This is a genomic window from Salinactinospora qingdaonensis (assembly GCF_039539445.1).
Classification (GTDB): domain Bacteria; phylum Actinomycetota; class Actinomycetes; order Streptosporangiales; family Streptosporangiaceae; genus Salinactinospora; species Salinactinospora qingdaonensis.
Genome location: NZ_BAABDD010000008.1, coordinates 172,851 through 193,516, shown reverse-complemented (window position 1 = coordinate 193,516; position 20,666 = coordinate 172,851). Strand labels below are relative to the sequence as shown.

Sequence of the window (20,666 nt, the reverse complement as noted above, 5' to 3'; positions counted from 1 at the left end):
GATGCGTGGTCTCCTACGACGATGGTTCGGGGGCCACGTGTCTGTGTGTTCCGGCCCGGAAACCGACTCTCCGGAGAGTGACATGGACGCCGAGCGCTGGCTGATCGTCGGTCTGGGTAACCCCGGTCCCAAATACGCCGGCAATCGCCACAATGTGGGTTTCATGGTGGTCGATGCCCTCGCGCAGCGGGCCGGTGAGCGCTGGAAGGCGCACAAGACCCGCGCCGAGGTGGCCCAGGGGCGTGTCGCGGGCGTTCCCGCCGTACTGGCCAAACCTCGAACATTCATGAACCTGTCCGGCGGACCGGTGGCCGGGCTCACCTCGTTCTACACGATCCCGCTGGAGCGTGTCCTCGTCATCCACGACGAGCTCGACATCCCTTACGGTGCGCTCAAGCTCAAGCGCGGGGGTGGCTCCGGCGGGCACAACGGCCTGCGTTCTATCACCGCCGCCGTCGACGGTCCTGACTACGTGCGGCTGCGTTTCGGCATTGACCGCCCCCCGGGCCGCATGGAGGCCGCGGACTACGTCCTCAAAGATTTCACCAAGGCCGAGGTCAAAGAGCTCGACCTCAACATCGAGCGCGCCGCCGACGCAGTTGAGACCGTGATCACCGAGGGGCTCGAGAAGGCGCAGCAGGTCTACCACACCGCGCGCTGAGCCCCACGCGGTCCCGAGCGGGCCCGTGCAGTCCCGTGCGGGCGATGCTTCCAACGGCGCTGGGGCAGCGGCTGAGACCTCTCGACGTGAGGACAGGGCGCCCAACGGCACCCCGCCCGGTCACGGCACCGTGCGGACACACTCCCAGCGTCGTTGTCACAGTCACGACCCTGGCCGCTGCGTGCTTTCCGGCCGTGCCCGCGCCGCCCCTCGTTGCCCGCCTCACCAACCGCAGCGCGAGGCACCGGCTCTGTTTCGGCGCCCGCCCGCCGCAGCTACGCCCCTCGCCACCGGCGCGAGTCGAGCCCGGTCGGGCTGCGGTGTGTCGCCGAGGGCACCATTATCGGCTGCTATGGCTCCCGCAACGTAGCCACCCTTTTCACAGCGGGGAGATAACTTTTTGCGATTCAACGACTACAATTAGCTACTGTCCAGATGTTGGCTCGCGTTCCATGCCCCTGGTCTTCCCCCGCTGCCGGTGTTGTGCTCTGCTATGTCGCGCTGTCACCCCATGGCGGGGTGGGGCATCGGCAGTCAGAGGTGGAGATCCATGGCCGTCTTCAACGATGCCGCCGAAAGTCGGCACACCGCCCCCCGCCAGCCCGGCGAGAGCGGTGCCTTCCCGCAGGCCGCCACTGCTGCCGCTTCGGCAGGCAGATGGCGCTCTGGTGACCCCGCCGGAGAGTGGGCGAACGCCTACCTGCGAGGGCTGCTGGGCCTTGACCTCGCCGCCGCCGTAACCGCGGGCATGCTCGCGTTCCAGTTGCGCATCGCCGAGTGGAGCGCCGCTCCGGCAGCGGTGCCCGCGATGGCGCTCTCCCTGTTCCTGCCGCTGCTGTGGGTCATCGCAGTGGCCACCGGCGGTGGTTATGCGCGACGCTTCATCGGGCTGGGCACGGAGGAGTTCCGTCGCGTCCTCAGCGCAGGGGTCCTGTTGACCGCCTTCGTCACCGTCGTCGCCTATGCGAGCCAGGCCAACCTCGCCCGTGGCTACGTGCTCGTGATCCTGCCCACGGTCACGCTGTTGAGCCTCGTCGCCCGCTACGCCTGGCGCAAGTTTTTGCACCGGTTGCGCCGTGACGGCCGGTGCATGCGCCGCGTCATCGTCGTGGGCCACCGTGACGGGGTGCGCGACCTCATCGGCCAGTTCCGCCGTGAGCCCTACCATGGCATGCAGGTCATAGGCGCGTGCCTGCCGGCCGAGCAGTGCGAGGCGCAGCCCGACCTCGACGGCTGCCCGGTCTACGGCGACTTCTCCCGGGTGCCAGACGTCGTCGAACTCACCGGCGCCGCCACGGTCGCGGTGTTGACCTGCCCGGAGATGGACGGCGTGGAGTTGCGTCGGCTCGCGTGGCAGTTGGAGAAGAGCGGGACGGAACTCACGGTGGCTCCCGCGCTCATGGAGGTCGCGGGCCCGCGTACCACGATCCGGCCTGTGGCCGGGCTGCCGCTGTTGCATGTGGAACACCCCGAACTCGCCGGTGGCCGTCGGCTGGTCAAGGGCGCGTTCGACCGGCTGGCGGCGGCGATGGCGCTGCTGGTTCTCTCACCGCTACTGCTCGTCCTCGGGGCGGTGATCCGCTGCACCAGCCCGGGGCCCATCCTGTTCCGCCAGACTCGGGTCGGCAAAGACGGGGCGCGATTCACGCTGTACAAATTCCGTACCATGGTCGACGGAGCGGAGGTGCTCAAGGCCGCGCTGCGCCCCCGCAACGAGCACGACGGTGTGCTGTTCAAGATGCGTGCCGACCCCCGGGTGACCCGTGTGGGAGCTTGGCTGCGCCGCTATTCTCTCGACGAGTTGCCGCAGTTGATCAATGTCGTGCTCGGCGAGATGTCCTTGGTTGGCCCGCGCCCGCCGCTGCCAGAGGAAGTGGCCAGCTACGGCGACGACGTTCGGCGCCGGCTCGTGGTCAAACCGGGGCTGACGGGACTCTGGCAGATCAGCGGACGCGCCGATCTGTCCTGGGAGGAATCGGTCCGGCTGGATCTGCGTTACGTGGAAAACTGGTCGTTGACCCTGGATGTGCAAATTCTGTGGAAGACATGGTCAGCGGTGATCCGCGGTGCGGGGGCATACTGAGTTCGGTGAGCACCATCCGAAATGATCATGAGGTCGCGCGCGACCTTGCCGCTGAGGCTGGCGAACAGTTGCTGCGGATTCGCGCGCGCAACGGCTTCGAGGAGCCGGAAGTCCTGCGCACTCTAGGTGACCGACTCTCCCACGAGTTTCTGTTCTCAGCGTTGGGCCGGCTCCGGCCCAGCGACGTCGTCTTGTCCGAAGAGGGCGCCGACGACCGCACCCGGCTGGGTGCGCGGCGCGTGTGGATCATCGATCCGCTCGACGGCACGCGTGAGTTCGCCGAGTCCGGGCGCGTTGACTGGGCGGTGCACGTGGCGCTGTGGGAGAACGGCACGCTGGTCGCCGGAGCGGTCTCCCTGCCGGCCCAAGGCAGTACCGTGTCGACCGCCGATCCCCCCTGGCTCCCCGAGGAGCGCCCCTCGGAGCAGCGCCTGCGCATTACCGCCAGCCGCAGCCGCCCCCCGGAGTTCGTCAAGCAGTTGGCCACCCAGCTCGGAGCTGAACTCGTGCCGATGGGGTCGGCGGGAGCCAAGATCTGCGCTGTGATGCTAGGGATCGCCGATATCTACGTCCACTCCGGGGGCCAGTACGAGTGGGACAGCGCCGCGCCGGTGGCGGTGGCGCGCGCGGCCGGTATGCATACTTCCCGTATCGACGGTTCTGAGCTGACCTACAACAATCTCGATCCGTCGCTGCCGGATATCCTTGTATGCCGACCGGAATTGTCGAGTATGTTGTTGGCCAGTATCCGCAGTGTCGCGGATCTGGACAGCGCGGGGCCAGCAGGTCCACACGCGGCAGGGTAAGGCGCCCCCCCGCGTCCCTTGAGTGAGCGACATGAGCGTGAGGCGGATTCATGAGTCAGTCCAGTCAAGCCCTTGGCCGGTACCAACTCTCCCAACTCGATTCCCTTGAGGCCGAGGGGATCTACATCATGCGAGAGGTGGCCGCCGAGTTCGAGCGGCCGGTGCTGCTGTTCTCGGGCGGCAAGGACTCCGTTGTTATGCTCCACCTCGCGCAGAAGGCGTTCGCTCCCGGGCCCATCCCCTTTCCCGTGATGCACGTCGACACCGGGCACAACTTCCCGGAGGTCATCGAGTTCCGTGACCGCCGCGTAGCCGAGGCCGGGGTACGGCTGATCGTGGCCTCGGTGCAGGAGCAGATCGACGCGGGCAAGGTCACCGAACCCACCGGGCGGTGGGCCAGCCGCAACCGGCTGCAAACGGCCGCGCTGCTCGAAGCGATCGAGGAGCACAACATCACCGCTGCCTTCGGCGGCGCTCGTCGCGACGAGGAGAAGGCGCGCGCCAAGGAGCGCGTCTTCTCCTTCCGCGACGAGTTCGGGCAGTGGGACCCCAAGAGCCAGCGCCCGGAGCTGTGGAACATCTTCAACACCCGGATCAACCCAGGCGAGCACATCCGCGTGTTTCCGCTGTCGAACTGGACCGAGCTCGACATTTGGGGCTATATCGCCCGCGAGAAGATCGAGCTTCCCGACATCTACTTCGCCCACTCGCGTCAGGTGTTTGAACGTGACGGCATCCTGCTCGCCGACAACCCCTACGTCAACCGTGACGACTCCGAAGAGGTCTTCGAGGCCACCGTGCGCTACCGCACCGTGGGCGACATGACCTGTACCGGCGCGGTCCGCTCCACCGCGACCGAGATCGAGGATGTCATCACCGAGATCGCCGCCACGCGCATCACCGAGCGGGGCCAGACCCGCGCCGACGACCGCACCAGTGAGGCGGCCATGGAGGACCGCAAGCGCGAGGGCTACTTCTAGGACCCGCGCCGCTCTCCCGACCTCCGCTTTGCGTTGCCCCGCACCCGCCCCCGGACTCTCTTGGAATTCCTGCAATGAGTACTGACATCCTGCGGTTCGCCACGGCCGGCTCTGTTGACGACGGTAAGAGCACCCTCATCGGTCGGCTGCTCTACGACTCCAAGTCGATCTTTGAAGACCAACTCGACTCTGTGGAGCGCACCAGCCGTACCCGGGGTGAGGAGCAGACCAACCTCGCCCTCCTCACCGACGGTCTGCGGGCCGAACGCGAACAGGGCATCACGATCGATGTGGCCTACCGCTACTTCGCCACGCCGCGCCGGACGTTCATCATCGCCGACACCCCCGGTCACATCCAGTACACGCGCAACATGGTGACCGGCGCCTCCAACTCCGACCTGGCGGTCGTCCTCGTCGACGCGCGCAAGGGGTTGCAGGAGCAGAGCCGACGCCACGCCTTCCTGGCCACCCTGCTCCAGGTTCCCCACCTGGTGCTGGCCATCAACAAGATGGACCTCGTCGACTACTCCCAGCAGCGCTTCGAGGAGATCAAGGAGGAGTTCTCGGCGTTTGCCACCAAGCTCGACGTCACCGATCTCACCTTCATCCCCATCTCGGCGCTGCACGGCGACAACGTGGTGGACCGCTCCCTCAACATGCCCTGGTACGAAGGGCCCTCCCTGCTGCACCACCTGGAGCACGTCCACATCGCCTCCGACCGCAACCTCAAGGATGTGCGGTTCCCGGTCCAGTACGTCATCCGCCCCCACAAGGCCGATGACCCCGAGCTGCACGATTTCCGCGGCTACGCCGGTCAGGTGGCAGGTGGGGTGCTCAAGCCCGGCGACGAGGTCATGCACCTGCCCTCGGGGCTGACCACCCACATCGACGCGATCATCACCGCCGACGGTGACGTCCAAGAGGCGTTCTCCCCAATGTCGGTGACGTTGCGGCTAGCCGACGACATCGACATCTCCCGCGGCGACATGATCTGCCGGCCCAACAACAAGCCCCACGCGGCCCAAGACATCGACGCGATGCTTTGCTGGATGTCGGAGGGGCGCAAGCTGACCCCCAGGTCAAAGCTGGTTATCAAGCACACGACGCGCACCGCCAAGGTGATGGTGCGCGACATTCTCTACCGCCTCGACGTCAACACGCTGCACCGCGACGAGGACGTCAGCGAGCTGGTCCTCAACGAGATCGGGCGCGTGAACCTGCGCGTGACCCAGCCGCTGTTCGTCGACGAATACCAACGCAACCGTCTCACCGGCGGCTTTATCCTCATCGACGAGGGCACCAACACGACCGTCGCCGCCGGCATGGTCACCCAAGCCAACTAGCGGCCAGGCGCCACCCCACCCATGCGGGTGGCGCCTGGCCGCCCTCCCCTCCCGTGCCGCCGGCCCGCCACCACACCTGCGAGACGGTCCCGCACTCCCACGAAGACAGGTGTGGGGCCAACTGGCCACGCAAGATTACTTTTCGTAGTTTAATAGCGAACCATGAGTGACTTTACCGTGGTTTTCGTTGGTGGCCTTGGCCGTTCCGGTTCGACCCTGATCGAGCGTGCCTTGGGAGAGTTGCCTGGGGTGTGTTCGGTGGGCGAGTTGGTCCACCTGTGGCAGCGCGGTCTGATCGACAACGAGCGCTGCGGCTGCGGCGCGCCCTTCTCCGGCTGCGCGTTCTGGCGCGACGTGGGCTGGCGAGCCTTCGGCGGGTGGCACTGTCTCGACCCCGACGACATCCTGGCGCTGCGCGCCTCCGTCGATCGCACCCGCTACGTGCCGTGGCTGTTGGGGCGTACCCCGTCTCCTGCGCTGGCGGCTCGACTGTGCCACTACACCGACCTCTACGACCACGTCTACGCTGCGATCGCCAGCGTGAGCGGGTGCGACGTCGTCGTGGACTCCAGTAAGCACGCTTCCCTGGCGGCGTGCCTGCGCCACCGTTACGGCGAGCGGATGCGCGTGGTGCACGTGGTCCGCGACCCCCGGGCGGTGGCCCACGCCTGGGGCAAGCGGGTACCGCGCCCCGACGCTACCCCCACCAGCCCTGAGCAGGAGATGGCGCGCTATTCGCCGGGGCGCGCCGCGGTGCAGTGGACGGCCCAGAACGCGGTGTTCGCCGCATTGGCGCGTACGGAGGTCCCCGTCCACCGGGTGCGCTACGAGGACTTCGTGGCCGCCCCCGCGGCGCGTTTCGCGGAGGTGGCCGGTTTCATCGGCCATCAGGGGGAGCTGCCGATCACAGCCGACGGTCATGTCTACCTGTCGACCACTCACACGGTCTCCGGTAACCCGACGCGGTTTCGTACCGGCGCGGTGGCGGTGCGCGCTGACGACACGTGGCGAGAGGAGTTGGCCCCGCGCGACCGGGCGCTCGTCGCGGCGATGACCCTGCCCTTCCGGATGTGCTACTAGCTCCGCGCCGGCTGCCAGCGGGAGAAGGGAATTGCCCCCGACATGCGAAATTCGTCACTTAAAGTGTATTGCTAACTTCATATGGTAATCATTGGAATATGGTGGGGGAGATCGGCGTCAGCAGCCCGCGGAGAGCGACCACGGCGCGACGCGGCCATGGCGGAGCGCGCTGCTGTTGGGAAAGCACCAGCCGCGGTCTTAGCACGGTGGTTGTCGCTGCTGTGCTCGTGGCCACCGGCTGCGAGCCCGACGGCGAACCCAGCGGCGACGCTTCCGCAGGACCCGCCGGCTCCTTACCCGCGCCCCCGTCGCCGACCGTCGCGGGGGTGAGCACGCCCCCACCCCCTGTTCCGTCCACATCGCTTGACAGCACCGGCGTCCCCACAGCGGAGCCCACTCCTGCCCCCGGGGACGCCGCTCCCCTCTCACCCCCCGCTCCCAGCAGTTCAGCGGCTACCAACTGCCACATCACCGAGATCCTGGCCATTGACTGCGGCGTATGGTGGGGCATCAGCCCATGGCTCGACCGCGACCGCCGACTGTACGAGATCGAGGAGGCGGCGGGGCGTCGCATGGACACCGTCCACACCTGGCACGGCATCGACCAGCCCAACGTCCCCAACGAGCGGGAGCGAGCTCTCATGGCGCGGGGCCGGTTCATCCACGCCAACATCGAGGCGCGCCGCTTCACACGCGAAGGGCATCCGCCGGTGCGCTACCGCACCATCACCGCCGGCGCCTTCGACTCCTCCCTGAACTCCCAAGCGCGCGCGATCGCCGCATCGGATCAGCCGATCTTCATCACCTTCGACCACGAGGCCGACGCCGACAAGCGGTACTACACCCGCGGCACCCCCGAGGAGTTCGTGGCAGCCTGGCGCCACATCGTCGACGTTTATCGGCGCAACGACGCCGACAACGCGATCTTTGTGTGGAACGTGACCGGCTACCGCGGCAACTTCGACCGGCTGCCCCGCCTGTGGCCCGGAAACGACTACGTCGACTGGCTGAGCTGGGAGGCATACAACATGACCGGGTGCGAATACCATCCCACGTGGGACGAGGTGCACTCTTTTGAACGGGCCATGGCTCCCATGTACGAATGGGTGCAGACCGAGGGGCCCAACCACGGCATCGACCCGGACAAGCCCGTGATGATCGCCGAAATGGGCACCGTCCCCATCCCCCGCGACCCGCAGGCCGCCCGGCGCTGGTACACCGAGATCCCCGAGGTGCTGCGCGAATACGAGCGCGTGCGCGCCGTGCAGCTCTGGGACGGTAAGACCGCGCCCACCTGTGACTTTCGCGTATTGGAGCACCCCTATATCCGCGATGGCTACGTTGAGGCCGGTCGCGCTCCCTCCATCGTGGTCCCGGACGGGGTGCGCGAGGTCATCGCCGACACGCTGGAGGTCGCCGGCGCGGCTGGGTGATCCGACGAAGTTCGTCACGGTCGGCTTGCGACACTGGCTGTGCCCTCGGGTGGGGGAAGGCTCGTTGGTACGGCGGCCAGGGAGTACGGGGCTGTTTTGGCCTGGTGTGTGCACCCGTCGCTCGTGCCTCGATCGCTTCGCGATCTCGCCGGGGAAGCCGGTGCTGGTGGGGCGAGTGTGCAGGTGGCCCCATCCTGCGAGCCCGCCCGACCGCCGGACGGCGTGACCTTCGTGGAAGGTGCCCTGGGGGCGGGAGGGGCCGACGAGCAGCATGAACTCGCCGTCGGTTCGTGGAAAGTGCCCCGGGGGCGGTCGCCTTGGCCGGCCTCCGGAGGGCGCGCCCCCGACTGAGAAATCCCCAGTTCGCCCCGCGGTCTACCCACCAGCGGCCCGCGCTGACGGGTAGTTCCGACTCTCCCGGCTTTAGGTTGGTGTTTTGTGGACGGGTGGCGAGGACCGGCGGTGGACGCACGCGGGTGAGCGCGTCCGCTGTCGCCCAGTAGGCTGCCGAGATCGCGTAGCGATCGAGGCACGAGCGGACGAAGGACATCTCCACGGCCCCACACCCCAGCCGCTCGAAAAACAGAACCTAAGCCGGGAGATGATGAGGTCGACGTTGTGTTCAGACGCCCCGACCGTGCTTGTGCAGCGCGTTGAGCACGGTCTCAGCGGGTAGCCCGCAGGCCACAGCCAGCGCCAAGTAGGCGCGTGGTTCCCCGCCGCGGTGGCGCAGCGCCGCCATCGTCCACTCCAGCGCGGCTGTGCGGCGCCCCGCCGCTGCCTCGGCGAAGGCGATCTGGCCGGACAGGCGCGCATATCCCGCCGGCACGAGCCGAAACTCGGGGTACTTGGTCAGCAGCCAACGCAGTGCGGTCGATATCGTCTGCCAGCGGCCCGAGAAGTGTGAGCGACGGTGCCACAGCACCCGCACCCCCGGGTCGGGCACGTTGCGCACCGGACCGCGCCGGGCCAGACGCAACAGCAGTTCGTAATCCTCGCCGTAACTGCCCGGGATCTCCTCGTCGACCGCCCCACAGCCGTGGACGAGCGCGTCGCGTCGGATCAGAAAGGTCGAAGGGTGCAGCTCGGTCAGCCGGGAGCGCAGCAGGTCAGCGAAGGTGATGGCGGTACGGTCCAGTACTCGCGGCGCCTCGGTTTCGCCGTAGGCCACGGTGATGCCGCAACATACCGCCTCGGTTTTCGGCTCGGCGCGCATCACCTCCACCTGTCGGCGCAGCTTGTGCGGCAGCCAGGTGTCATCATCGTCGCAAAACGCCACCAGGTCGGTTCGGGCCGCGAGGATGCCGCTGTTGCGGGCCCCGGCTAGCCCCGACGTCAGGCTGTTGCGCAGTACCCGCACCGGCCGGTCGCCCGCGAGCTGGGTCAGCGAATGGTCAGGGGGTGTCCCGTCGTAGACCACCAGCGTGAGCACGGTGCCCGGATAGTCCTGGGTGGCGATGGAGCGCAGTGTCGAGCGCAGCAGGTCGGGGCGATCGCGCGTGGGAACGACGACCGTCACGTCGGGCCACGCCTGAGCCGGTCCGTCCGGGACGGGCGGGGGCAGCGGCCGGTCGGCGCCGCCCGTCCCGGGGGTCATCAGCAGGTCGATGAGGTGTCCGGCTTGCAGCGCCACCCGCTCCTGAGCCGAGTGCCCGGTGCCCTCCAGAATGAACTCGCCGGGTTGGGCCAGCGCCTTGTCAACGGTCACCGCCAGCTCGTGGGCATCGGCACAGTTTCGCACCAGCCCCACGCCGTCGAGTCGGGAAACGAACCGCTGCTGGTGCCCGTCGACGTGCTCGCCCAGTTCGGGGTCACGTGCCACCACCAGCGGCAGCCGCCGCGCTGCCCGCGCTTCGGTGATGCTGGCCGGCCCGCCGTGGGTGACGACCACTGCGGCGCGGGCCATTTCGGCGCGCAACCGGTCGCCGTCGAAGAAGTCGACACCCTCGGCCACGGTCGGGGCCCGGCTGGCACCGTGCTGTACCAGCACCCGAACGTCAGGGCGCTGGCCGGCGTAGTCGTCGATCCAGTCGATCAACCGGTCGAAACGGTGATAGTCGGTTCCAACGGTGACCAGTACCAGTGGGCGCTCGTCGGCACGGTCGTGGGCGAGGCAAGGGTCGGTCAAAGCAGGGGTCCTACCGTGATCGCGGTGGGCATGAAGTGGAGTTGCTCATCCCATTGGGCGAGAAAGAGCGTGGTGAAGGGGCGGCACAGCCGTGCGGTGAGGGTGGGGGTGTCGATGCGGTCGTAGACCTCGATGTAGACGGTGGGCACGCGCAGCAGCCGGGCGAGGACGAAGAAGGGCAGCGCGACACCGGCGCCGGTGGACACCACTACTCTGGGACGGCGCTGCGCGAGAATCCGCACCGCCAGGGCGCTGTTGCGCACCAGGTTGCCGATGTGGCGCGTCGTGGGGTGGTAGGCCCAGCGCACGTCCTCTCCGGCCAGCAGTGAGACCGCGTCAGGGGTGCGGAACGTGACCCAGGCGCGCTCACGCCCTGCCCACCATGGGCGAAGCGCCGCCAGTTGCGCGAGGTGCCCCCCACTGGAGGCGACGAGCAGCACGGGACGGGAAGGCATGAACCCATAATCTCACGACTCAGCGTGCATTGGTGCTGACTTTATGTGAATAATCTGAGGTGTGGGGGGCCTTCGGCGGGTGTGTGCCCTCCTGTGTCGGCTGCACCTGCTCTGGGCACGCCGCCTGCGTCGGCGCGCCGTCGGCCGGTGTGGTGTCCGAGGCCGGTTTCGACCGTCGGTCGCCTCCCGTGATCTCGCCGATTCCCAGGGGGCCACGCACCCCCCACACGGTGGCCACGTACCCGAGGCCGGCCACAGCCAGCGTCGCCGCCAGGGAGGGCAGGGTCACCCCCAGCAGTAGTCGCCCGCCCAGCGGCACCAGGCCGAACCATACGGTCGTCACCGCCACCGCGAGCAGCCATGGCCGCCCCACCGGCCACAGCCGCAGCCACCGGGCCAACTGCACCACCGGCAGCAGGTTGCGCACACCGATCGCGGCCAGCCACGCCACCGCGGCCCCCACGGCGCCCAGCATCGGCACCAGCCCCACACACACGCACACGTCCACAACCAGCGCCGCCACATTGTTGACCAGGCTCCACCGGGGCCGGCCGGCCACCGTCAACACCAGGTCCCCCATCCCGCAGGCCGAGGCCAGCAGCATCGCCAGCGAGATCACCACGAGCACCCCCTCGCCCGCCGCATAGCCGGTTCCGAACACGCCCAACACCAACGGCGCGTAGACGATCAGGGGCAAAAACAGCGGCCACGTCAGACAGATCAGCCACGCCGTGCTCGTCTGGAACAGCGTGTTGGCGCCGGCGCGGTCCTCCAAAGCCAACAGTTCGGTCATACGCGGCTGCGCCGCGTACTGCACCGCCTGCATCCCGAACTGACCCACGACCATGAACCGCGTGGCCGCGGTGAACAGCGCCGCCTCGGCCGCGCTCCGCAGCACGGCGACGAGGACGATCCCGCTGCGTTGAATCCCGATCTGGGCGATGTCGGCGACCGACCGGGGCAGGGTGAACGCCCAGAACGTCCGCGCCCCGGGAGCCACGGCCGCCTCCGAAGCGGTAGCGCCGTCGTCGTCGGCCCGGCGCAGCAGCCGCCGCAGCCACCACCACGCCAGGGCCGCGATCGGCAGGTAGGGTCCGGCCCAGGCCACCGTCAACAGGCCGGCCGCGCCCACCAGCGCGGCCGTGCCCAGCAACACGAGCTGCGACAGGGGCCGCGCCACCTTGTCGAAGGCCACGGTCGAGCCCATGTCGTGCATCCCGCGGGCCGCGGCCATCGCGGCGTCGCCGGCCACCGCGAACGGCAGGAACGCCGCCAGCAGCCGCAGGTAGGTGCCGGCCTCGGGGGCACCGAGCCAGCGCGCCAGCGGGTCGGCCAACAGCAGGGTCGCCACCGCCAGCACCGCCGCGACCGCCACGGTTGGCCCGAACGCCAGCCGCAGCACGCTCGGCACCTGCCCTGCCGCACCCAGGGCGCGCAACCGCGCCACGAAGTAGACCAGCCCGTTGGACGTGCCCAGGTTGGCCACCGCCGCCATGATCAAAAACACCGAGGTCGCCGAGAAGAACACGCCCGCGGCCTCCGGGGAGAACCCGCGCGCCACGGCCACGACCACCCCGAGATTGAGGCCGGCCCCCACGACCGCCCCCGCCATGTTGACGGCGCCGCCGCGGGCTACCCGCCCCAGTCCGACACCGTCCTCATCGCCCCTGTTGCGACGCACCTTCGCTGGTTTCCTCTCGCGCTCTCGTCGGGTCGTGCCGGCTCGCTCGGGACCGCTCGTGCGCTGCCCGTGGCTAGGGCGCGGCGCAGGCGGCCCTCACTCTCGGCGACGCCACCCCGGAGTGCGGCCCCACCATCGGGCCAGCCGCTCGTCGTAGGGGGCGAAATGCTCAGCCAGTTGGTCGCGCAGCCGTGCCGGCAACCCCGCGCGCGGGCGCGCGTTATGGCGGTCGAAGCGCACGCCGGTGTGGTGGGGCAGGCCCAGGAACGCCTCGATGTCGGCGAAGACGGTCGCTGGCGCCGTGAAGAACGCCTCGCTCTCCACCACGTGCATCCGGTCGCGGCCGAGGTGGTGCTCCCAGCGCAGCAGTTGGTCGATGTAGTGGCCGCGGGCCAGGTAGGCGTGGTGGCGGTGGCTGAACGAGCAGCCGCCGTCGAGCAGGTGCTGTTCCTCGCGCGCCAGCCGCTCTCCCTCCATTTCCAGGGCCCGCTCGAAGGGCTGGGTCTCATAGCCGCGGGCGGTTTCGTGGGCGTGGGCGGAGTAGGCGCGCTCCACCGGGTCGCGCAGCGCCACGATCACCCGCACCCCCGGGAGGTCGCGGGCGACCCGCTCCGGCACCAGGGGGTGGAACAGGTAGTAGGGGCTCGACTCACCGATCTGCGCTCCCTCGCCGCTGCCTCGGGCTCTGGCCATCGCGCGCGTGGGAAAGCGCCCTCGGTAAAAGTTCAGATCGCGCTCGTATTGGACATCGAAGTAGTGCACCCCCTTGCCCACGATCGGCCCCATGAGGCACGGGTGCTGGCGCAGGGCCTTGAACAGCGACGTGGTCCCGCACCGCTGGGCGCCGATGATCAGGAACGTGGGCAGGCACCGCAAGTGCTGCGTGAGATGAGCCATCCCGTTCAGGGGCGCTGTGAGCAGCGGGCGTCCGGCCGAGGCGAGGCGTCGCGGGAGGTTGCTGGGACCGTTGGGCATGGCGGGGGAGTGCTCCTCGTCGTCACTGTGGGGGACGGGCAGGGGCAGCCGCCCGTGGCGGCTGAGCGGGGGCGAGGGCCGCACAGGCGGGGTCGGGACGGCTCAGTGGGCGTCGCCGGCCTCGTGGGCTGCGCGTTCCTCCAGACTGGCCAGGGCGGGCAGCAGCCAGTCGTCGATGGCCGCGAGGTTGCTGCCCGCCTCGGCCTGGCGGTCGTGCAGATAGCGGGTCGCGAGATCGATCAGGTACAGCGCCATGACTGTGGACACCGCCTCAGGGCGCAGCCCGGTGGCTCGCAGCAGCGGGTCGCGCAGCAGCCACGCGCCGCTGTCGAGCCAGCGGTGCACCCCTTGGTGCACGCCGATCTGCACCGACTCGTTGAGTTCGTAGTGCAGCGCGTCGAAGCCGGCGGGCACGTCGAAGGCCAACCGCTCCCAGTCCCAGACGAATGCGCGCCGCGGCGTGCTCGCGATGTTCCACCGGGTCAGGTCGCCGTGCCAGGCGCCGAACGGCATCCCCACGTCGGGGAGCCGCTCCAGGGTCGCGCGCAGCGCGGGAGCCTCAGGCCGCGCCCCTAGAGCGTCGACGCGGCGCAGCAGGTGACGCCGGTATTCGCTGCGAGACAGCCGTACCTCCCGTCCCCGCCCCAACGCGAAGATCTGGGTGACGCAGCGCAGCAACTGTCGACGGGTGGGCCGTTCGGTCTGCTCTCCCACCGGCAGCGCTTCCTGCACCAGCAGCGGGTGGCCGTTCCACTCTCCCGAGTGCAGCAGCCGCGGCACGGTGATGTCGGGCAGGCGGGCGCTGACGAGCCGGTTCAGCGCTGCCGTCTCCGAGCGCACCAGCCGCGACGTCAGTGCGTTCACACCCACCTTGGCGTAGCCCACCACCCGCCCACCGGGGGTGAGCAGCAGCAGGACCGGCTTGCGGTTAGCGCGCGGCGGCCCTACATGGATCGCGATGATCACCTCGCGGTCCAGCGCCGCCGAGAGGGCATGCTCGATCGTGCGTCCCGCGGCCACCCGCAGCCGATCGCGCAGCAGCAGCGGCGCCACACCACTGGCGAAGGCGGTGCTCAACAGGGAGGTACGCAACCGTTCGGCGAACGAGTGCCGTTGCCCGAAGGCAACTATCCCACGTGCCGCCGCATAGCGGTGCGTCACCGGCAGGATGACCCGTGGCTTGTGCGCCGAGGGCACTGGCAGGTACTCGCGCACCTCGCCGCCGTATTGGGGGGCCAACTGGGCCGCGCCCAGCACCGGCCGCTGCCCGCCCCGCCCCATCAGGCCACCGCAGGGCCACAGCACTTCGGCCAGGTGGGTCAGGTAGCTCGTCTCACCGTTGATCACCCGGCATCCCCCCGAACCGCGGCTGCGGTGCCTCCGCGGGCGCCTCGCCGCCACAGCAGCGCAACGCCGGTGAGGGATATCGCCAGCGGCGCCGTCAACGCTACGTACCAGAACATGTACCAAAAGAGCAGCAGGATCGTCAGGAGTGCCCCCGAGCCGACCAAGGAGACGTCGTGGCGGTGGCGCCACACGGTGAATCCGAAGAAGCTGAGGAACAGCGCCGTACCGCCCCAGCCGTTGGCCACCAGCAGCAGCCACAGTTGCCCGTTGTTGCCGATGACGCTGTTGCCGCACTGCGGACATTCCGGGGACTTGCCGACCGCGATCGACTGGCTGCTGCCCAGCACCTCCCGCGTCGACCCCCACCCCGCGATCGGCGAGGCGTTGGCGGCGGCCACCGCCGCCATGCTGTCGGCAGCCCGGCCCGCGTCGCTGTGGGGGTTGGCCACGCGCTCCGACATGACCCCCATCAGCGGCGACACCAGGAGCACCGCCGCCACGGCACCGCTCGCCAACACGCACAGCGCCACCTCAGCCGTCCGGCCGCGCCGCAGCAGTTGCACCAGGACGAACAGCAGCGACAGCGCCAGTCCCACCCACAACCCGCGGTTGAGCGAGTAGACGATCGGGACGAGGGCCAGCCCGAGGGCGGCGCCGGCCGCCCAGCGCCGCCACCCCGAGCCGCGGCAGATCCAGCCGATGACCAGCCACACCAGGAGCAGCGAAAGGTTGTTGCCCCACGTGTTGGTGTACTCCCACGGCGCCTTGGGGCGCGGGGCCTCGTAGCCGAGCACGTTCATGAACTGCGCCGCCGCCGGATGGATCAGGTCCCGCACATAGGGGTCGGCGGCCAGCGACGCCGGCAGCGCCAGCTCCAGCGGAGCGGTGAACTCCACATGGGGCGCGAACGTCCCCAGCAGCCCGCCGGCGACCGTGGCCAGGCCCAGCCACCCCAGCGCCCGCGCCACCCGCAGGTCGGACAGCTCACGCCGAGAAAGGTTGCCCACGTAGAGCAGCAGCACCGTCAGCGCGAGGTAGGTGCCCACGCGCGCCAGCGCTCCGAGGGCACCGGCGCTGCCCGGCAGCGCCCCCGGCGGGGTGAGCCCGATCAGCGCCAGGCCCACCACGGCCCACACCAAAAACAGCACCCACAGCACGAAGCCCGGCGGGACCCGCAGCCCGTACATGCGGTGGCGGCGCACCAGCTCCACGGCCATCGGAACCGCGAACACCCAGAAAGCGAACCGGCCCAACCCCAGCGCCCACCACAGCGGGTAGCCCGCGAACAGGGCCACGAACGGCCACCCCGTCCCGAGCCGCACCCCGCCGGACGAGGGCGGGGAGGGGGCGGCCACGGCGGTGTTGTGGCGCGTGCTCATCAGCGCTGCGTAGCGAGGTCGGCGCCGGTGTGGGTCGCGGTGGCGTCCTCGGCGGCGCCGGGCTCCTCGGCGGCGGGTGCCGCGGCGGGCGAGAGCGCGGCCCTTCCGGCGTGACGTCCTCTGCTCGACCGGGGCGGCCGGGGCCCCGACCGTTCGGCCAGATGCGCGGTGAGCACCCCTGTCGCCAGCCCGAGCAGCGTCCCGCTGCTCAGCCACAGCGCCGGCACCGGCGAACTGGGCGACTCCGGCGCGGTGGCCGCGGTGATGACCTGACCGGGGTCCAGGGAGGCCCGTACCGTGCTGAGTTCGCTGATCTGGCTGTTCAACGACGAGATCTCGTCGCGGGTCGCGGTGATGCGGGTGGTGGCGCTCGTCTTGACCGCACCGGTCTCGGTGGCCGCGGTCTCGGCCAGCTCCGTCAGCGCTTCGCGCTGGCCGTCGAGTTCGCTGCGCAGCGCTTGCAGCCGCGTGTCGAGGTAGCCCGTGACCGTGTCTTTACGGTGGCTCAAGTAGGCCTCGGCGAACGCCGTGGCCCCGTCCCGCGCTTCCTCGGCCGAAGCGGCGGAGTAGCCGATCCGCAGCACGCTGCTGTTGGGCGGCACCGTGATGGTGAGCCGCTCACGCACTTCGTCGAGGTCCTCCCCGGTAGCCAGCGCCGACACTGCCGGTTCGGCTACCTGGTTCGACCGCACGACCTGGGCCTCGGTGTCGAGATTGACCCCGCCGTTGGTGCGGCCGGACAGCTCCCCCGTCAGTTCGGCGGCGCCGGTGGGGCGCACCTGCACCGCCGCGGTCGCCGTGTAGGTCGGGGGGAGTACCAGCAACACGATGGCGGCGGCCATCCCCCCGCCCAGCGCTCCGGCGGCGATGCGCCACCAGTGCCGCCGCGCCAAGGCGACGTAGTCCGCGAGTTCCGGGCCGGAAGCGGTGGCGTCCATAGGCGGGTCGATCCTCTCTGCTTATCCCACAGTTGGTGAAGCTTTGAATGCAAAGAGTAGCTGTTTGACTCCGCCTTTTGGTTTACCTGGGGCAGGAGTTTCGGCCCGTCTGTTGACTCCGAGCTGCCCAGGCCATGACCCGGCATGGAAAAACTCCGTCGGCTGCGCCGGGCAACAGCCCCGGTCCCCGCCGTTCGCCGGCCCTTTCGTCGACCACGCGGCGTTCCCTGCCGCCACCCGGTGGGAAGTCTCTAGACACGTAGGTGTCCACTGTCCCTGGAACCCACAGCAAGCGGGAGGCGCAACGATCATGTCCTCTTTGCAACGGCGCACGCTCAGCTACGGCGGCAACCGAGACGCCAATCACACCGACGACACCGGCGCGCTCTGGCACCGGAGCTCCCACAGCAGCTCCAAAGGCGCGTGCGTGGAGGCCGCCGACCTCTCCACCGCTGTGGCGTTGCGCGACTCCACCAGACCCGCCGGGGAACGCCTCCACCTGCCTACGGCCGAATGGTCGGCCTTCCTCACCGCCGTCAAGGAGAGCCGCCTCTAGCACCGGCCCCGCGGCCTGTCCCGCGGTTATGGTTGATTTCGCGCGCTGTTCGCGCCGGTCGGCGCGAACAGCGGAGCCTCCTGGCAGGTGCGGCCGGACGCACCCACCCCGCATTCGGGCAACCACGGCCGGCGCGGCACCGGTCGTGCTCACGGCGACGGCACTTCGTCGGCCTGATGTTCGGCGAGGGCGAGCGGTGGGCGAAAAGCGGGTGAGCGCCTCCGCTGTTGCTCCGCAGGCTGCCGAGATCGCGAAGCGATCGAGGCAGGAGCGAACGAAGAACACTCCCACAGTCCTCACACCCCAGCCGTCCGAACAACAGAACCTAGTACGCTGAGGGCGCTCGTGGTCATCGCGGATGGGACGTGCAGCGAGCAGCAAGCCCGGTGGCCACGGCGCGCGCTGGAGACAGGGCGCACCTGTCGTGCGGGCCGGTTACCGGCCCCGCAAGGGCGCGGGCGCGAGATCGTGATACGTGAGGTGCATCGTGGAACTGGTTCACTCCGGCAAGGTTCGAGACGTCTACGCCGACGGTGACGACCTGATCCTGGTGGCCTCCGACCGCGTCAGCGTCTACGACGTGGTGCTGCCCACCCCGATCCCGGACAAGGGCAAGATCCTCACCCAGCTCTCGCTGTGGTGGTTCGAGCAGCTCGCCGACGTGGTGCCCAACCACGTGATCTCGGCCACGGACGTGCCCGAGCAGTGGGCCGGCCGCGCGCTGCGGTGCCGGCGCCTGGACATGCTGCCGGTGGAGTGCATCGCCCGCGGCTACCTCACCGGGCTCGGGCTCAAGGAGTACGAGAAGCAGGGCACGGTCTCCGGCGTGGAGCTGCCCCCGGGGCTCGTCGAGGCGTCGAAGCTGCCCGAGCCGATCTTCACACCCACGACCAAGGCCACCGAGGGCCACGACGAGTTCATCACCTTCGCCGACGTCGCCGCGGAGGTGGGCGCCGGCACGGCCGAGCGGCTGCGCGAGGTGACGCTGGAGATCTACCGCCGCGGCGCCGACCTCGCCGCGCGGCGCGGTGTCATCATCGCCGACACCAAGCTGGAGTTCGGCCGTGGCGCCGATGGCGCTCTCGTGCTGGCCGATGAGCTGTTGACGTCGGACTCTTCGCGGTTCTGGCCAGCCGACGAGTGGCAGCCGGGGCAGCCTCAGCAGTCCTTCGACAAGCAGATCGTGCGCGACTGGTCGAGCACGGTCACCGGGTGGGACCGCACCCCTCCCGGGCCGGAGATCCCCGCCGACGTCGTCGAGGCCACCCGCTCCCGCTACATCGAGGTCTACGAGCGCATCACCGGCACCACCTGGCACGCCTGAGAGCCCCCGCCTTCCCGAACCCATCGCGCCCGCCGCGGTCCCCGGCGACTGTCGGCGGGTCCTCCTAGGCTGCGGGGCGTTGCGTGAGCACTGCCGGCGCCGCGAACGAGGCTCGTCGCGCCCCGGCGGAAATGGCGGCCCTATGGCCCTGCCCCCTGTCGTGGCAGGCGCGCCCGCGCTCGCCCCGGTGCCACGCGTCGAAGCAGCCAACGGAGCGATGGGCGAGGACGAAATTGTCGACCGATGTCGCGGTTTTCGACAGCCGCTATACGAGCGTAATGGAATTCCTGCGTCGCCTCCTTGCGGGGGAGATCTCCGAGAAAAGGACCGGGTTCCTCGGCTGGCCGACCAAGGACACGCGGCTGGTTCCCATCGACGTCTGGCAGGCCGCCTACGCTCCGCCGGAGCTGAGATGATTTTCCTGCCGCGAGGACGCTCCATGTCGCTTTCTTTCACCGGGAGAACGAGCAGTGCAAGCGGTGGATGGGAACGCACGTGCGATCTTTCTTTGAAAAATGGCCAAAGAGGTTTTCCGGTGCGGAGCGGGAAGAGTTCGCGTGCGAGTGCGGGCTGGATTTCCCCGTTGGTCCTCCTATTTCTTTAGCGAAAAATCCCATTTGTTTAAATGTTTGTGAGGTTGTTGTGTTGTCGAGAGTAGTGTGGCCGGCGTTGAGTGTGCTCACGGCTGTGGTCGCGGTTATCAGTGTGGTGCAGACGTTGCCTGAGTGGCTGGGTGGGGAGTCCACGCAGCGCGGGGCCGGTGGTTCAGCGCACGAGTCATCTCAGGGCCAGGACGGTCAGAACGTGGCCGGTGCTTTGCCACCTGAGGACCCCGCGGGGTGGCAGCGGGTCGAGGTCGAGGGGATCTCGTTCGCCATGCCGGGCCAGTGGGAGGAACTCTCCAGTGACCAGGTGATGGAGGGGTTCGCGCGGGTGTTCTACCACCGAAACGACGAGGATGTGGCCGATATCGAACTGGAGGTCATGAACGACTTCACCGCCGAATACGACGCGATGACCGCACTGGATGCCCTCACCGAGGGCACCGAGGTCGATCCGCTGATGCCGATCGAGTCCTATGGGCTCTACGAGGTCTACGAGATTTCTCCCAGCCTCCACCGGGCGGGCCGCTATGAGTTCGGCGTCGAATACCGAAACGAGGAGGGCGGCGAGATTGTGGCCACGGGGGAGGGCGTGTACTACAGCGTCCAGGTCAGCGAGCACAGTGCGCCGGTGGTGCTGCGAGTGCAGTGGCTCGACGACTCCCCGGCCGCCGACGACGTCGACACCATCCTGCAAAGCATCCGCGCCGCCTAAACTCCCACCACACACCCCCCGATACGCCCCCACGGCAGACTCCACCCCATGGGAGCCGGGGGCTTGAGTTCTGGTGGTGGTTGCGACACTCCACTTTTGAAGGGGTGTGGTGGGGGTGGTTTTGGTCTGGGGAGAGCGTGCGGGGTTTCTCGTCGCTCGTGCCTCGATCGCTGCGCGATC

18 protein-coding genes are annotated in these 20,666 nt (G+C 69.0%); 11 read left to right on the top strand and 7 right to left on the bottom strand.

The window, feature by feature from the left end:
* Positions 1–82: 82 nt before the first annotated feature.
* The 7 genes from pth to ABD848_RS11110 all read left to right on the top strand — a co-directional run bounded on the left by pth (position 83) and on the right by ABD848_RS11110 (position 8,386).
* A complete protein-coding gene (gene pth / locus ABD848_RS11140; protein ID WP_344970639.1) occupies positions 83–661 on the top strand; it encodes an aminoacyl-tRNA hydrolase in 579 nt (192 codons plus the stop codon).
* Positions 662–1,211: 550 nt separating this feature from the next.
* The gene (locus tag ABD848_RS11135; protein ID WP_425567497.1) at positions 1,212–2,744 is read left to right on the top strand and encodes a sugar transferase; all 1,533 of its coding nucleotides are present in this window, start codon (positions 1,212–1,214) and stop codon (positions 2,742–2,744) included.
* A gap of 5 nt (positions 2,745–2,749) precedes the next feature.
* Positions 2,750–3,550 (top strand): 3'(2'),5'-bisphosphate nucleotidase CysQ, encoded by an 801-nt coding sequence (locus ABD848_RS11130; protein ID WP_344970637.1) that lies wholly within the window; start codon positions 2,750–2,752, stop codon positions 3,548–3,550.
* Between the two features lie 50 nt (positions 3,551–3,600).
* On the top strand, positions 3,601–4,530 hold the full coding sequence (gene cysD / locus ABD848_RS11125; protein ID WP_344970634.1) for a sulfate adenylyltransferase subunit CysD: 930 nt from the start codon (positions 3,601–3,603) through the stop codon (positions 4,528–4,530).
* A gap of 74 nt (positions 4,531–4,604) precedes the next feature.
* Positions 4,605–5,873 (top strand): sulfate adenylyltransferase subunit CysN, encoded by a 1,269-nt coding sequence (gene cysN, locus ABD848_RS11120; protein ID WP_344970632.1) that lies wholly within the window; start codon positions 4,605–4,607, stop codon positions 5,871–5,873.
* 162 nt (positions 5,874–6,035) lie between these two features.
* Complete coding sequence (locus tag ABD848_RS11115) at positions 6,036–6,953, top strand: sulfotransferase (RefSeq protein ID WP_344970630.1); 918 nt, start codon at positions 6,036–6,038, stop codon at positions 6,951–6,953.
* A gap of 206 nt (positions 6,954–7,159) precedes the next feature.
* Positions 7,160–8,386, top strand: coding sequence for a glycoside hydrolase family 26 protein (locus ABD848_RS11110; RefSeq protein WP_344970628.1), 1,227 nt, complete (start codon positions 7,160–7,162; stop codon positions 8,384–8,386).
* A gap of 622 nt (positions 8,387–9,008) precedes the next feature.
* On the opposite strand, the gene ABD848_RS11105 is transcribed toward ABD848_RS11110, so the two are convergent.
* The 7 genes from ABD848_RS11105 to ABD848_RS11075 all read right to left on the bottom strand — a co-directional run bounded on the left by ABD848_RS11105 (position 9,009) and on the right by ABD848_RS11075 (position 17,289).
* Complete coding sequence (locus ABD848_RS11105) at positions 9,009–10,514, bottom strand: glycosyltransferase (protein WP_344970626.1); 1,506 nt, start codon at positions 10,512–10,514, stop codon at positions 9,009–9,011.
* Positions 10,511–10,969 (bottom strand): UDP-N-acetylglucosamine--LPS N-acetylglucosamine transferase, encoded by a 459-nt coding sequence (locus ABD848_RS11100; RefSeq protein WP_344970624.1) that lies wholly within the window; start codon positions 10,967–10,969, stop codon positions 10,511–10,513. Before ABD848_RS11100 ends, ABD848_RS11105 begins: the two co-directional genes overlap by 4 nt.
* A gap of 19 nt (positions 10,970–10,988) precedes the next feature.
* A complete protein-coding gene (locus tag ABD848_RS11095) occupies positions 10,989–12,650 on the bottom strand; it encodes a lipopolysaccharide biosynthesis protein (RefSeq protein ID WP_344970621.1) in 1,662 nt (553 codons plus the stop codon).
* 96 nt (positions 12,651–12,746) lie between these two features.
* Positions 12,747–13,625, bottom strand: a complete 879-nt coding sequence (locus ABD848_RS11090) for a sulfotransferase domain-containing protein (protein WP_425567501.1) — start codon at positions 13,623–13,625, stop codon at positions 12,747–12,749.
* Positions 13,626–13,727: 102 nt separating this feature from the next.
* The gene (locus ABD848_RS11085) at positions 13,728–14,969 is read right to left on the bottom strand and encodes an aminoglycoside phosphotransferase (protein ID WP_344970748.1); all 1,242 of its coding nucleotides are present in this window, start codon (positions 14,967–14,969) and stop codon (positions 13,728–13,730) included.
* Positions 14,969–16,351: a ligase gene (locus ABD848_RS11080; RefSeq protein WP_344970617.1), complete on the bottom strand. Its 1,383-nt coding sequence runs from the start codon at positions 16,349–16,351 to the stop codon at positions 14,969–14,971. Before ABD848_RS11080 ends, ABD848_RS11085 begins: the two co-directional genes overlap by 1 nt.
* Positions 16,351–17,289 carry a Wzz/FepE/Etk N-terminal domain-containing protein gene (locus tag ABD848_RS11075; protein ID WP_344970615.1) on the bottom strand — a complete coding sequence of 313 codons (939 nt, stop codon included), beginning with the start codon at positions 17,287–17,289 and terminating at the stop codon, positions 16,351–16,353. Before ABD848_RS11075 ends, ABD848_RS11080 begins: the two co-directional genes overlap by 1 nt.
* Before the next feature lie 310 nt (positions 17,290–17,599).
* On the opposite strand from ABD848_RS11075, the gene ABD848_RS11070 reads away from it, so the two are divergent.
* The 4 genes from ABD848_RS11070 to ABD848_RS11055 all read left to right on the top strand — a co-directional run bounded on the left by ABD848_RS11070 (position 17,600) and on the right by ABD848_RS11055 (position 20,486).
* Entirely contained in the window at positions 17,600–17,845 is a 246-nt protein-coding gene (locus ABD848_RS11070; RefSeq protein WP_344970613.1) for a DUF397 domain-containing protein, read from the top strand.
* Positions 17,846–18,332: 487 nt separating this feature from the next.
* Positions 18,333–19,169, top strand: coding sequence for a phosphoribosylaminoimidazolesuccinocarboxamide synthase (locus ABD848_RS11065; RefSeq protein ID WP_344970611.1), 837 nt, complete (start codon positions 18,333–18,335; stop codon positions 19,167–19,169).
* A 278-nt stretch (positions 19,170–19,447) separates the two neighbouring features.
* The gene (locus tag ABD848_RS11060) at positions 19,448–19,585 is read left to right on the top strand and encodes a hypothetical protein (protein ID WP_344970609.1); all 138 of its coding nucleotides are present in this window, start codon (positions 19,448–19,450) and stop codon (positions 19,583–19,585) included.
* 253 nt (positions 19,586–19,838) lie between these two features.
* Positions 19,839–20,486: a hypothetical protein gene (locus tag ABD848_RS11055; protein ID WP_344970606.1), complete on the top strand. Its 648-nt coding sequence runs from the start codon at positions 19,839–19,841 to the stop codon at positions 20,484–20,486.
* Positions 20,487–20,666 lie beyond the last annotated feature (180 nt).

Excerpts from the sequence above, each read along its gene's own strand:
- ABD848_RS11070 (WP_344970613.1), top strand. The coding sequence starts at position 17,600 with ATGTCCTCTTTGCAACGGCGCACGCTCAGCTACGGCGGCAACCGAGAC.
- ABD848_RS11115 (WP_344970630.1), top strand. The coding sequence starts at position 6,036 with ATGAGTGACTTTACCGTGGTTTTCGTTGGTGGCCTTGGCCGTTCCGGT.
- ABD848_RS11100 (WP_344970624.1), bottom strand. The coding sequence starts at position 10,969 with ATGCCTTCCCGTCCCGTGCTGCTCGTCGCCTCCAGTGGGGGGCACCTC.
- pth (WP_344970639.1), top strand. The coding sequence starts at position 83 with ATGGACGCCGAGCGCTGGCTGATCGTCGGTCTGGGTAACCCCGGTCCC.
- cysN (WP_344970632.1), top strand. The coding sequence starts at position 4,605 with ATGAGTACTGACATCCTGCGGTTCGCCACGGCCGGCTCTGTTGACGAC.
- ABD848_RS11060 (WP_344970609.1), top strand. The coding sequence starts at position 19,448 with ATGGAATTCCTGCGTCGCCTCCTTGCGGGGGAGATCTCCGAGAAAAGG.
- ABD848_RS11135 (WP_425567497.1), top strand. The coding sequence starts at position 1,212 with ATGGCCGTCTTCAACGATGCCGCCGAAAGTCGGCACACCGCCCCCCGC.
- ABD848_RS11075 (WP_344970615.1), bottom strand. The coding sequence starts at position 17,289 with ATGGACGCCACCGCTTCCGGCCCGGAACTCGCGGACTACGTCGCCTTG.
- cysD (WP_344970634.1), top strand. The coding sequence starts at position 3,601 with ATGAGTCAGTCCAGTCAAGCCCTTGGCCGGTACCAACTCTCCCAACTC.
- ABD848_RS11080 (WP_344970617.1), bottom strand. The coding sequence starts at position 16,351 with ATGAGCACGCGCCACAACACCGCCGTGGCCGCCCCCTCCCCGCCCTCG.
- ABD848_RS11090 (WP_425567501.1), bottom strand. The coding sequence starts at position 13,625 with ATGCCCAACGGTCCCAGCAACCTCCCGCGACGCCTCGCCTCGGCCGGA.